15 protein-coding genes are annotated in these 11,280 nt (G+C 40.6%); 8 read left to right on the forward strand and 7 right to left on the reverse strand.

Going from position 1 to position 11,280, the window contains the following annotated elements; translation table 11 throughout:
* Together ACMHKH_RS13960 and ACMHKH_RS13965 are read right to left on the reverse strand one after the other, a co-directional pair.
* On the reverse strand, nt 1–324 hold a 324-nt coding region (locus ACMHKH_RS13960), incomplete at its 3' end, for a DUF475 domain-containing protein (RefSeq protein ID WP_413521236.1).
* A 413-nt stretch (nt 325–737) separates the two neighbouring features.
* Nucleotides 738–1,184: a PACE efflux transporter gene (locus ACMHKH_RS13965; RefSeq protein WP_413521237.1), complete on the reverse strand. Its 447-nt coding sequence runs from the start codon at nt 1,182–1,184 to the stop codon at nt 738–740.
* A gap of 100 nt (nt 1,185–1,284) precedes the next feature.
* On the opposite strand from ACMHKH_RS13965, the gene ACMHKH_RS13970 reads away from it, so the two are divergent.
* On the forward strand, nt 1,285–2,169 hold the full coding sequence (locus tag ACMHKH_RS13970) for a LysR family transcriptional regulator (RefSeq protein WP_413521238.1): 885 nt from the start codon (nt 1,285–1,287) through the stop codon (nt 2,167–2,169).
* Nucleotides 2,170–2,478: 309 nt separating this feature from the next.
* Here the strand turns inward: ACMHKH_RS13970 and ACMHKH_RS13975 are convergent, their stop codons facing one another.
* The 3 genes from ACMHKH_RS13975 to ACMHKH_RS13985 all read right to left on the reverse strand — a co-directional run bounded on the left by ACMHKH_RS13975 (nt 2,479) and on the right by ACMHKH_RS13985 (nt 5,086).
* The gene (locus ACMHKH_RS13975) at nt 2,479–2,832 is read right to left on the reverse strand and encodes an MliC family protein (RefSeq protein WP_413521239.1); all 354 of its coding nucleotides are present in this window, start codon (nt 2,830–2,832) and stop codon (nt 2,479–2,481) included.
* A 107-nt stretch (nt 2,833–2,939) separates the two neighbouring features.
* A complete protein-coding gene (locus ACMHKH_RS13980; protein ID WP_413521240.1) occupies nt 2,940–4,142 on the reverse strand; it encodes a low temperature requirement protein A in 1,203 nt (400 codons plus the stop codon).
* A 38-nt stretch (nt 4,143–4,180) separates the two neighbouring features.
* Complete coding sequence (locus tag ACMHKH_RS13985; RefSeq protein ID WP_413521241.1) at nt 4,181–5,086, reverse strand: LysR family transcriptional regulator; 906 nt, start codon at nt 5,084–5,086, stop codon at nt 4,181–4,183.
* A gap of 143 nt (nt 5,087–5,229) precedes the next feature.
* Here ACMHKH_RS13985 and ACMHKH_RS13990 point away from each other — a divergent pair, with 143 nt between their 5' ends.
* Genes ACMHKH_RS13990 through ACMHKH_RS14000 form a run of 3 tightly spaced genes read left to right on the forward strand, consistent with a single transcriptional unit; the run spans nt 5,230 to nt 6,951 of the window.
* Nucleotides 5,230–5,622 carry a DoxX family protein gene (locus ACMHKH_RS13990; RefSeq protein ID WP_413521242.1) on the forward strand — a complete coding sequence of 131 codons (393 nt, stop codon included), beginning with the start codon at nt 5,230–5,232 and terminating at the stop codon, nt 5,620–5,622.
* A 53-nt stretch (nt 5,623–5,675) separates the two neighbouring features.
* Nucleotides 5,676–6,230: an NADPH-dependent FMN reductase gene (locus ACMHKH_RS13995; protein ID WP_413521243.1), complete on the forward strand. Its 555-nt coding sequence runs from the start codon at nt 5,676–5,678 to the stop codon at nt 6,228–6,230.
* A complete protein-coding gene (locus ACMHKH_RS14000; RefSeq protein ID WP_413521244.1) occupies nt 6,223–6,951 on the forward strand; it encodes a YoaK family protein in 729 nt (242 codons plus the stop codon). Before ACMHKH_RS13995 ends, ACMHKH_RS14000 begins: the two co-directional genes overlap by 8 nt.
* An 83-nt stretch (nt 6,952–7,034) precedes the next feature.
* Here ACMHKH_RS14000 and ACMHKH_RS14005 read toward each other — a convergent pair whose 3' ends face one another.
* Nucleotides 7,035–7,361 carry a GNAT family N-acetyltransferase gene (locus tag ACMHKH_RS14005; protein WP_413521245.1) on the reverse strand — a complete coding sequence of 109 codons (327 nt, stop codon included), beginning with the start codon at nt 7,359–7,361 and terminating at the stop codon, nt 7,035–7,037.
* 217 nt (nt 7,362–7,578) lie between these two features.
* Between ACMHKH_RS14005 and ACMHKH_RS14010 the strand changes: the two genes are divergently transcribed.
* From ACMHKH_RS14010 to ACMHKH_RS14025, 4 genes are all read left to right on the forward strand, one after another.
* A complete protein-coding gene (locus tag ACMHKH_RS14010) occupies nt 7,579–8,289 on the forward strand; it encodes a pirin family protein (protein ID WP_413521246.1) in 711 nt (236 codons plus the stop codon).
* Nucleotides 8,290–8,436: 147 nt separating this feature from the next.
* Nucleotides 8,437–9,375 (forward strand): pirin family protein, encoded by a 939-nt coding sequence (locus ACMHKH_RS14015; RefSeq protein ID WP_413521247.1) that lies wholly within the window; start codon nt 8,437–8,439, stop codon nt 9,373–9,375.
* A 66-nt stretch (nt 9,376–9,441) separates the two neighbouring features.
* Nucleotides 9,442–10,050, forward strand: a complete 609-nt coding sequence (locus ACMHKH_RS14020) for a nitroreductase family protein (RefSeq protein ID WP_413521248.1) — start codon at nt 9,442–9,444, stop codon at nt 10,048–10,050.
* Nucleotides 10,051–10,147: 97 nt separating this feature from the next.
* Nucleotides 10,148–10,444 carry a DUF4298 domain-containing protein gene (locus ACMHKH_RS14025; RefSeq protein WP_413521249.1) on the forward strand — a complete coding sequence of 99 codons (297 nt, stop codon included), beginning with the start codon at nt 10,148–10,150 and terminating at the stop codon, nt 10,442–10,444.
* Between the two features lie 326 nt (nt 10,445–10,770).
* Here the strand turns inward: ACMHKH_RS14025 and ACMHKH_RS14030 are convergent, their stop codons facing one another.
* Nucleotides 10,771–11,217, reverse strand: a complete 447-nt coding sequence (locus tag ACMHKH_RS14030) for a helix-turn-helix domain-containing protein (RefSeq protein WP_413521250.1) — start codon at nt 11,215–11,217, stop codon at nt 10,771–10,773.
* Between the last annotated feature and the right edge of the window lie 63 nt (nt 11,218–11,280).

Below are 11,280 nucleotides of genomic sequence, written 5' to 3' on the forward strand. Positions count from 1 at the left end.
TAAGGCTAAGTCGACCACTTGCATAATACCAAGGTCGGCAGTCACAGCAACGATAACAATAGGGAATACCAAACGCATACCAAAGACGGCAACTAAAATACCAACGGTTAAAAATATCTTTTTCCAAAATTCGTCCCAGCCTTTTAGGACTGAGGCGTTGACCACCGCATTATCAAAAGATAATGAAATCTCCATGACGGCCAAAATAGCGGTAATAGATAGGGTGGCTATCAAACCGCCCATACCGCCATGTGAATATCCCCACCACGCAGCTATCATCAATGCGATAGCTGTGAAGATGAAGTCTAAATAAAAATGTCTCATGACACATTCTGTCTGGTTGCGTAAAGCTAAGTGTACCTACTAGAGAGTAAGGCATAAAAAAAGTGGCTATTGCTAGCCACTTTTTTCTATGTGATTTTTAATGAAAGATAAAGCATTATTGAAAGTTTTTCTATAGAAAGTTGTGTGTATATTTGTCAGGGCTTCCCTTGTATGTTTTAGGGTTGATAGCTATTGGCGTAAACATAGTGATTTAAAATCAGTTGTATATTTAATGGTTTTTAGTAGGTAATTAAAAAGACGGAAAACGACTGTTTCATGTTGAAAAGTAAGCTGATCTACTGATGATAACAATAGCCTCCAGCCTTATATTCAAGTCCTCACTAGGGTGCCGAACCAGTGAAAGTACCTAATGGGTTCATCATAGGTATAACCCAGTCAGTAGCTAGGGCGTTTTATGCACGAAGGGGTTTGTTTTCTTCATAATTAAAATAAGGTATCGGGAAGATCTTGTCATAAGCCCAGTTATAAGAGAAGCTATAAGCAAAGTAGAACCCAACCAATGACGCATCCATAATAAGAGCTTGCCATAAACTAATGCCTAAATACCAAGATACCATCGGCAGATATAGAATCAGTAAGCCACCTTCAAAGAGCAGTACATGAAGCACCCGTATCGCTGGCGTCTTAAATGTGCTGCGCTTAAACCTTACCATCCCTTTATCAAAGACAATATTGAAACCGTAGTTCCATATAGTCGCTATGATAGAGCCTACGATGGCAATAACACCGATATCTTTGATATCAAAATCAAAAAAGAAGCTCATAATGGGAATGGATAGTATTAATGCAATTATTTCAAATCCAACAGCGTGACGTATACGATCTCTATGAGTTCGCATGATTAATCCTTATAGAATATACATTCATATTACTTAGTTGACTCTATTGTATCTGCTAAACTAATAGATCAAAGTTACTATCTATAGGAAAAACCGATACATGAACTTTTCTTTAGAGCAACTGCAAGCATTTGTGGCAACGGTAGAGACTGGGTCGTTTTCAGCAGCAGGACGGCGGCTTGGCAAAGCACAATCATCGGTTAGTGCGGCGGTGGCAAATTTAGAAATCGACTTGGACAACGTGTTATTTACTCGAAATAGTCGCTATCCTGAATTGACGGAGGAAGGTAAACGGCTGCTAGCTGAAGCTTATTTAATACTGGAGCGCTGCGAGCATTTCTTTGGGGTGGCCAAAAGCTTAAGTGAAGGTGTCGAAAGCCGTTTGGTGCTAGCAGTTGATGATCTTTATCCGTCAGAGTGGCTAGCAAGATTGCTCGATGAGTTTGATAACTTGTTTCCAACTGTGGAGTTAGAGCTATTGCTGCCCATCATGGAAGATGTCAGCCGCTTAATTTTAGAAAAGCGCGCAGATCTAGGCATTATGTGGAGCCAAGAGGACTTACCTTCAGCGATTAGCTTTCATACGTTAGGCTGGATTCCGCTTAAAATGGTATGTTCACCTCAACATGAGATGGCAAATAAAATTGTGAGCTGGGAGGATTTGAAAAGATATCGTCAGCTGATTGTCGCGACGCGTAACGAGAGTAAAGAAAAATCACGTTTACGGGTTGCTGCTGATGTGTGGTGGGTTGAGAGTCAATGGGTGATTATTGAGCTCGTCCAACGTAACCTTGGCTGGGCACTGGTGCCCGAGCATTTCATTGTGGATGGGCTAAAAGATGGCTCTTTGGTGTCGCCAAAACTGGATTTTGATAAGCACAGTTGGCCCGTTGCGGTTGAGCTGATTTGGCATAAAGAAAAACCGTTAGGTAAGGCAGGCACTTGGTTAAAACAGGCGGTTATTACCTTAGATCAGCAGACATAATGGTTTTAACCCATACTTGAGGAAAAAACCTTTTACATTCCTCTACTCGAGAACATCACAAATTCTGTGTAACAGCTAATTGTTCATTTAACGGACGTTATGACAAATAAATCTAAAACGATTGCTAGCTTCAAAGACTAACTGCATCAAGGGCATACCTTAACAACTCGAAATATGCATGCCAACACTCTAAAGACGAAGTTCCTAAATAAGGAATTATCTAAACCACAAGATTGTATAATCAAAAAGGTCTCGCTCCTGTATTTACAGTAGCGAGACCTTTTAATTAGATAGTATTGATATCAATACTTATATTTTACAGTTGACACTATATGTCTGACCGTTTGCCATGCTTACGCTCATGACACCGTAATCTGCTTTGGTGTGCCAATCATAGCTCATCTTAGGGTCAGTAGTGTTAGTATAACGAGCACCAGAACCTGAAACCGCTTGATTCAAGGTCAGTTTTTTATTATTTATACCCACTTTAGGCAACGTCACATTTAGATTGGCAACTTGACCATTAGCTGAGTATGCGGCTAGTACTTGTCCACCATCTTCACACATCATAGTACTGGTTTGATTGTTGCCAGTCACAGGAGCATTAGTAGCACAAGCCGCTAGTAGTAACACAACAGGAGCCGCAGCCATTAGTTTTTTCATAAGAATCCTTATAGATAAATATTCGGTTAAAAGTCAAATAATCAAAAAAAGTTATGATAGTGCAAACTAAAATTGTTAATGTTAAATTTTGCTGTAAATTGTTATATTTAAGCTACATTTATCACTTCCCATTGCTTATTGTCTTGATGAAAGTACCACGTCATTATTATAGGTGCGAGCAGGCTTAACCAAATACCATAAGTAATCGATAGCCCTTGCACTACTACGGTATGGCTCAGAAAAATAATACAGGTGGCAAGAATAAGAGCCGTCATATTGTGACTTGATTTTCGGCACATCAAGGCTCGAAGTAAGGTTAGGGTCACTAAAAAGCCAAATAGCATGATCATCAATAATCCCATAGCATAAGGTTGGGTGACCGTACGATTCAGAGTATCTGCCCAAGCATCGGTCACTAAATTAAGCGCGCTGCCTAACGCTGCAAGCGTAGCGAAAACAAAAAAGTGCCCATAGCCAAATAAGAATAAATCATAACGACGACGCTCATTGTCCAAAATAGTACCGAATGGGATAGTAAAATAGAGCCACCATAAGGCAAAAACCAATGCCACAAGGCTTGAACCTAATAACATAATAGCGCTAGCAGCAGAATCGGAGTTGACTAAAAAGGTTCGAATGCTATTACTAACTCCTAGCACGCCTTCGCCTAAAACAATAATGGTCAACAGACCATAACGTTCAGCCATGTGATGAGGATGCCAATTGATGTTCTGTGCGGCACGCGCCCATATTGGCATCAGTAATTCAGCGGCTATAAATAAAAATAACGCAGGCGTTTGTATCGAAGCAGGTAGAAACAACCAAAGTATCCAAACACTTTGTAGCGTTAGTAAGCCAATAATACTGCGACCAGCCACCCGTTTGTGACCTTCTACTTGCTGATAAACACGCCACCACTGGCTACAGCTGGCCAATCGCATGATCGCGTAACCAGTGACTCCTATCCATGTTAATCCTTGCTCGAAAAACTGATTGATGTTGGCTGCAATCATTAATGAGCCAAACATTTGCAGCAATACTGAGAGACGATAGTACCAATCATCAGGATCGTAGCCGGAAGCAAACCATGTGAAGCTCGTCCAAGCATTCCATAAAATAAAGAAGGCTATGATAAAAGTCAAAAACCCTAAAAAGTCATGCTCAAGCAAGCGCTGGTAAAGGCCGCTTGCCGCTGCTGAAACGGCAATGACATAGACTAAATCAAATAATAACTCAAGCGTTGTTGAGGCCCGATATGGCTCAGTGGGATCGCGGGCACTTATTGTATTAATGGCAGGTATATTGTTCATTTAAGCTTGTCCGTTAAGTGTTGAGCCGTAAGTGCTTATCAAAACTTATCCCAGTACGGATTATCACCAAAACGCTCGGCAATAAAGTCAATCAAATAACGACAACGTTGCGATAAAAATCGATTTTTAGGATAGACCGCATAAGCATTTAAAGTGGGCAATTGATACTGCTGCAGGATAGGCACAAGCTCACCACTGGTTAATGCTTTATAAGTAATAAAAGTTGGCAGAAAAGCAATACCATGACCTTTGACTGCCATCTCCCGCAAAAAGTCCCCATTATTGGCTTTTATTTTACCGATTACGGCGACTTGATGCTTCTTACCTTGCTCATCTATCAGTTCTATCGTGCTAGATTTGCTCATACCATATTGTAAAAACTCATGTTCTGACAGATCGTCAAAAGTCTTTGGCGTACCCATCCTCTCTAAATACTCGGGACTGGCGCATAACGCATAACGAATCAGTGCTAGACGTTTGGCTTGATAACTGGAATCTTGCAACTCTCTAATACGAATCGCTAACTCAAACCCTTCCTCAATCAAATCAGTATGCCGATCAGAAAAATCCAGCTCAAACTTTAACTCAGGATGCTGATTGGCGTATTCATCAATAACATCGTTTAAATGCATCAAACCAAAGGACAATGGTGCAGTCATCTTTAATGTTCCTTCGATACGCGTCGGAGTACCACTCGTCTCTTCATTCAGCGCATCTACTTCACTAAGTATATGGTACACCTTTTGATAATACTGTTCACCGGCTTGGGTTAAGCTTGATTGACGCGTGGTTCGGCTAATCAGTTGACTGCCCAAGCGCGTCTCTAACTCCTTTAAACGCCGGCTTACCGCAGATTTTGCGATGTTCAGTTGCTCGGCAGCCTTGGTAATACTGCCTGCTTCGACAATACGCACAAACATTGCCATATCTTCTAATTGTCCCATGTAAACCACCTCTTAATTGTTCTTTAAATAAGAACTTACATTTGTAATTATCACGGTTTATCTAGTTATAAGCAACGAATACAATAGTCCTGTCACATAATCAAATAAAAGCTTAAGAAACATTCTATTACTGGAGAAAACCCATGGACAACCTGCAAGCGTTAAGCGCGCCAATTGGACGCCTATTGTTATCAATGATTTTTATCTTTTCAGGCTTTACCAAAATTACCGGTTATGCCGCTACTCAAGGTTATATGGAAGCAATGGGGGTGCCTGGGATGCTATTGCCTTTGGTTATTGCTGTTGAGCTGCTTGGTGGTATCGCTATTTTATTAGGCTTTAAAGCGCGCTTAGTAGCGATTTTAATGGCTGGTTTTAGCATTGTCTCAGCGTTACTTTTCCATCAGTTTTGGATTGATGAATCACAAATGAACCCGTTTATGAAAAACATTGCGATGGCGGGTGGTTTCTTGATGATATTTGCTCATGGAGCAGGTGCTTATTCAATTGATAACAGTAATCATCGCAGAATATAGTAGAGTAAATGGCTTAGAAAATATCGTCTTATCATCATAATCAAGGAGCCGCTATGAGCGCATCCATAAACATCGCCTTAATTATTGGCAGCTTGCGAAAAGAATCTATCAATCGTAAATTTGCAGAATATATGGTGTCGCAGATGCCTGAAAGCGTGTCTATAAAAGAAGTCTATATCACAGACTTACCCCTTTACAATCAGGATTATGATGATACGACTATCGATAGCTATGAGCGTGTGCGTCAGCAGCTGAAAGGCGCTGATGCCGTATTAATTGTCACACCAGAGCATAACCGCACTATGCCTGCCGCCTTGAAAAATGTCGTAGATATCGCCTCACGTCCTTATAAAGAAAGCGTGTGGACCCATAAAAAAGTTGCGGTAGTGACGGCCTCGCCAGGCAGTTTTGGCGGTATCAATAGTGGCCTTGATGTCAGAAAAAGCATGCAAATGCTCTCGGCACAAATGATGATTGATCCTGAAATTCATTTAAGTCGTGCAACTGACAGCTTAAATGATGATGGCAGTGTTAGCCCGCGCACACAGAAATTCTTACAGCGCTTTGTGACTGATTTTGTGGATTTTGCAGGAAATACCAGTGCCTAAAGCTGTCGCTGATAACAATACTCTAGATTGTAAGACTCCCAGCTTTTGGCAACGCTATCAAGCGCCTATACTATTAACGATAGTTGGTGGGGCGATTGATACCATTGGCTTCATCACTTTGTTTGGCTTTTTTACCGCGCATGTCACGGGTAACTTAGTACTGGCTGGTAGCGGTTTGGTTAAAGGTGAAGATGGCTTGTGGATCAAGCTGGCATCGGTGCCACTTTTTATAGTAACGGTGGTTATTACCAAAATATACATTGATAAAAGTCGGAGGCAAGCGTTAGTACTTAGTCATTTGTTCTTGGCAGAAGCGCTATTTTTAAGCGCATTTATGATAGCAGGATTGTCCTTTCAACCTTTCACTGAAGCAGGCGATATAACCGTCGCCATCACTGGTGGTTTGGGCTTAACGGCACTTGCTATTCGTAATACGGCTAGTAAAACAGTCATCAAACATATGAGTCCAACGGTATTAATGACGGGTAATACGACCCAACTGGGTATTGGCCTGTCAGATTATATTGCCAACCGTAGCGCTGATAATGCCAAAAAATTGGGGCATAGCGCGGCATTGGTTATCAGCTTTGTGATTGGCGCGCTACTCGGCGCGGTGCTGTATGTGAATCTCAGTTATTGGGCAGTCGGTTTGTTTGTCATTCCTGTGCTGTACTTATCACTACTAGCGCGTAATTCAGAGTTCTTACAGCATATTAGCTAATAAAAGCTCTACCGTTATTGAGTAATGCCATTAATCGTAAAAAGCCATGATAATTTATCATGGCTTTTTTTATGCATATTGTCTTAGGCTTTCGCACCATGAAACACCGAATTGGCTTGGTATTCTGGATGCTTATCAATGTAAGACTTCACATAAGGACAAGTTGGCTTTACGCGCAGTTTTCTAGCGGCTGCACAATCTAAGATAACCTTAACTAAGTAGCCTGCAATACCGCGACCACTAAGCGCTTCTGGCACGAATGTGTGCTTATATTCAATACCCTTCTCACCTTGTGAAGTGGTAAAAAACTCATAGTCTTCAAAGGCGATTTGATCATCAATATGAATCTCAAATCGATTTTGGCTTTTATTGTCGATCACATCGTAATGCGTTGTATGCAGATTTGACATTGTTATTCTCTCTTTATAATTAATATTTTTGCACCTGTCTATTGGTAATAACGGGTGACGCGAATGATGGCGTGACTATTATATTACGTTAATGCTAAGCACTTATTGTTCTATAAATAAGAATAGTCATTTGCAATAAGCACTATTTATCTATATATGGTCAACAATTATAATAGACCCATAGCTTAAATAAGCAACCAATTATAAAGGATAACTTATGAAAACGATCTATCATGCAGCAGATTCTCGTGGCGATGCTAACCATGGTTGGCTCAAAAGCCGTCATACTTTTAGCTTTGCCAATTATCATAATCCAGAGCGTATGGGTTTTGGCGCGCTACGAGTCATCAATGATGACTTTGTTATTGGTGGTCAAGGTTTCGGCAAGCACTCACACCGCGACATGGAAATTATCAGTATTCCTCTAAGTGGGAAGTTAGCTCATGGCGATAATATCGGTAACCAAGGCATCATCGAAACGGGTGAGATTCAGGTCATGTCAGCGGGTACAGGTATTACTCATAGCGAGATGAATGGCGATACTAATGAGCCTGTCAAGTTTTTACAAATTTGGGTGATTCCCAACAAAATGGGTGTGACGCCGCGTTATCAGCAAGTGCGTATGAATGAGTACATAAAAGCTAATGAGTTCAACCAAGTGCTATCGCCAAATGCCGACGACGCTGGGGTTTGGATTCATCAAGACGCTTGGTTTCATATGGGTTATTTCGATAAAGGCGTGACTCAGACTTATGATTTAAAAGATGCCAATAACGGTGTTTATGTCTTGGTACTAGAAGGTAAAGTGACTATCAACGGTAATGTTCTTGATAATCGTGACGGCCTTGGTATCTCAGATACCAAAAGCTTCACGATGGATGCGACCGAGGACGCAAGAGTACTACTAATGGAAGTACCTATGTATTAAGTAACTAATTATTCAGTACCTATTTATTGAATAATCCTATATTAAACACTTATACAGTCAACAGCAGTATCAATCCATACAAAAAGTAGTACTAATTTATCAGTAAGCATTCAATAATCTATAACTATCTATAATAAGAGGTGAATGATGAGTATTCAAACCCTAGAGCCAAGAATGGCCGATGTTGGCGGTATTCCTATTGCCCGTCTGCTACCTAACACTGGCAAAAAACCTATCGGAGCTTGGTGCTTTTTGGATCATGCAGGACCCGCTGAATTTGATCCAGATGAATCAGGTATGCAAGTGGGTCGTCATCCGCATACTAATCTGCAAACCTTTAGTTGGATGTTAAATGGTGAAGTACTGCATAAAGATAGCTTAGGTAACGAGCAAGTCATTACTAAGAACCAAGTCAACGTCATGACAGCCGGTACAGGTTTGAATCAAGGTATCAGTCATATGGAACAAAGCGTGTTTCCAGACACTGGTGGCTCACCAGACGCAGCGCGTGCCCTCAGCATGGTACAGCTCTGGATTGCGATACCGACGGATCAAGAGATTGAGCGCGGTTTTCATCATTATCCAGAGCTACCAACGTGGACGGAAGATAGTGTTGAGATGATTTTGACAACCGGTAGCTATACCAATGTGTCAGGTCAGCACTTTGAAGCGCCTACTATCCAATACTCCAAGCTGGTCGGTATCGACGTGTACTTTACCCAAGATGGCGAGGCTACACTGACTTTAGAACCAGGCTTTGAATACGGCATCTTAGTCTCAGAGGGTGAGATAGAATCTGAAGGAAAGGTATGTAAGCAGGATCAACTCTTTCGTTTCCACGATAGTGATGTTGCTAATAACGAAAGCATCAAATTGGTTGCTAAAAAAGGCACACGTGTGATGTTTATCGGTGGTGAACCTTTAGATCAAAAAGTACTACTATGGTGGAACTTCGTTGCTGATAGTAAGGAAGAGATTGAGCAATCTATTATCGACTGGAATAATGGTCATGAGCGTTTTGGTAATGTCGATTCAGATATGAAACGTTTGCCAGCGCCTGAATTACCTGAAGGTTTTAAAGGTTGATTACCATTTAGCTTTATAACTTAGTTCTTAATTACTTAAATTCATCAATAATCACTGGAGAAAACAATGTCAAACCTAAAAAACTTACAACAATTGGCAGAAAAGCGCCGTTCTATCTATGCATTGAGCAATCAATTACCAGTATCAAATGACGAAATCATTAATTTGGTCGAGCATGCAGTCTTGCATACGCCATCCGCTTTTAACTCACAATCGACGCGTATCGTTGTTTTATTTGGTGATGACCACAACAAGTTGTGGCAAATTACCGAAGATACATTACGTGATATGGTTGATAATGAAGAGCAATTTGCTGCGACCAAGCAAAAAATGGATAGCTTTAAAGCCGGCGCCGGTACTATTATGTTCTTTGAAGATCATAGCGTCGTAAGAGACATGCAAGCCGCTGCGCCTTTATATGCGGACAAGTTCCCAATTTGGGCGCATCAAACCAATGCCATGCACCAGTATGCAATCTGGACAGCATTAGCCAGCATTAATGTCGGTGCCAGCTTACAGCATTACAATCCAATCATTGATAAAAAAGTGGCTAGCGAATGGAATATCGATGAGCATTGGGAATTGAATGCGCAAATGGTATTTGGTGCGATTGAGCAGCCAGCAGGCGACAAAGCGTTTAAGCCTGTTGATAAGCGTATGAAAGTATTTGGCTAATATATTAACTTTCAATACAATATAACCAATAAAGCTGCTATGAATATATCTGAGCGGTTTTATTGGTTTTTTTATAATTATAAACTGGGGTAATATAATGGATGTTTTTGATGCACAAGCGCTGCAAAAAAAGTATGAGCGTTGGCACGAGCTAAATGAACAGATGCAAGATGCTCAGGAAAAATGGCTAGAAGCCAATACATTATTATCTGAGCTGCAAACTTACTATCAGAGTGAGCAGTGGAGAGATGATCATGAAAACAACTTGATGGTTGAATGTGCAGACAATATGTATTCCATCATTAGTGAAGACGCTCTTTGGAGTGCGTTAACCGATCATCAAGAACAAGCAATTCGCTGGATGAGACTAGGACTCAATGTTATAGACCGTTGATTCTAAAACCTTGTTTTTCGAAGCAATGTATATTAACTGTCTCTTCTATACTGAAAATAGCGTACTAACTGTAATAGTGACATACTGACTTTGATAACTTTAGACTGTAGAGATTAAATATCAGGATAGATATTATTGGAAATTCTATTTTATGTACATTGTTAAGTGTACTAAGACTACCTTATTCACTCAAACCATTGGTGCTACTAGCCTAAATATCTAAGGGTCTATTTTGAATGAGAATGAGTAGTCATGAAGGGCAGTATTTTCCAAAAGATAGTAATGATCATAAAAATGATGCGCTAATATTTAAAATACCCCAGCTATTAGCCCTGCTTTAAGACACGATAAACGGTAGCTACCCCAACACCAACCGCCTTAGCGATCTCCTCTTTTGTCATATTATTTTGACTGTCTAATTCTCTAATACGATTGTGTTTCGTTGTATTAGGCTTCTTACCAGTGGGCTTATAGCCACTGTTAGCCAATCCTTGCTTGATACGCTCTCTACGCTTGTCATTATCAAGCTTTGCCATCGTTGCTAATAAGTCGATCAGCATATGGTTAATTACCCTGAGGATGTCGCCTGTCATACCCTCGCTAACCGTATGTGTCGTTGGTAGGTCAGCCACTACCAATCGTAAGCCCTTATCTTTGATACGCTGCTTTAGAATTGCAAAATCATCTTGAGATAATCTGCTTAATCTATCCACGTGAACCGCCCCGACTATATCGGAGGCTAATTTGCTTGAGTCAGGTACAGGCGTAGCGATTTACAACTTTCATTTGACAAATATTATTACAAACTTTCAAAATTATTGTGAGTATGTGAGTAT

The organism is Psychrobacter glacincola, from assembly GCF_965118485.1.
In the GTDB taxonomy this organism is placed as follows: Bacteria; Pseudomonadota; Gammaproteobacteria; order Pseudomonadales; family Moraxellaceae; genus Psychrobacter; species Psychrobacter glacincola_D.

Bases quoted from the DNA above. Each gene is read 5' to 3' on its own strand.
- ACMHKH_RS13970 (WP_413521238.1), top strand. From the start codon at position 1,285: ATGAACTTTTCTTTAGAGCAACTGCAAGCATTTGTGGCAACGGTAGAG.
- ACMHKH_RS13965 (WP_413521237.1), bottom strand. From the start codon at position 1,184: ATGCGAACTCATAGAGATCGTATACGTCACGCTGTTGGATTTGAAATA.
- ACMHKH_RS13995 (WP_413521243.1), top strand. From the start codon at position 5,676: ATGAGCGCATCCATAAACATCGCCTTAATTATTGGCAGCTTGCGAAAA.
- ACMHKH_RS13980 (WP_413521240.1), bottom strand. From the start codon at position 4,142: ATGAACAATATACCTGCCATTAATACAATAAGTGCCCGCGATCCCACT.
- ACMHKH_RS13985 (WP_413521241.1), bottom strand. From the start codon at position 5,086: ATGGGACAATTAGAAGATATGGCAATGTTTGTGCGTATTGTCGAAGCA.
- ACMHKH_RS13975 (WP_413521239.1), bottom strand. From the start codon at position 2,832: ATGAAAAAACTAATGGCTGCGGCTCCTGTTGTGTTACTACTAGCGGCT.
- ACMHKH_RS14005 (WP_413521245.1), bottom strand. From the start codon at position 7,361: ATGTCAAATCTGCATACAACGCATTACGATGTGATCGACAATAAAAGC.
- ACMHKH_RS13990 (WP_413521242.1), top strand. From the start codon at position 5,230: ATGGACAACCTGCAAGCGTTAAGCGCGCCAATTGGACGCCTATTGTTA.
- ACMHKH_RS14020 (WP_413521248.1), top strand. From the start codon at position 9,442: ATGTCAAACCTAAAAAACTTACAACAATTGGCAGAAAAGCGCCGTTCT.
- ACMHKH_RS14015 (WP_413521247.1), top strand. From the start codon at position 8,437: ATGAGTATTCAAACCCTAGAGCCAAGAATGGCCGATGTTGGCGGTATT.
- ACMHKH_RS14025 (WP_413521249.1), top strand. From the start codon at position 10,148: ATGGATGTTTTTGATGCACAAGCGCTGCAAAAAAAGTATGAGCGTTGG.
- ACMHKH_RS14010 (WP_413521246.1), top strand. From the start codon at position 7,579: ATGAAAACGATCTATCATGCAGCAGATTCTCGTGGCGATGCTAACCAT.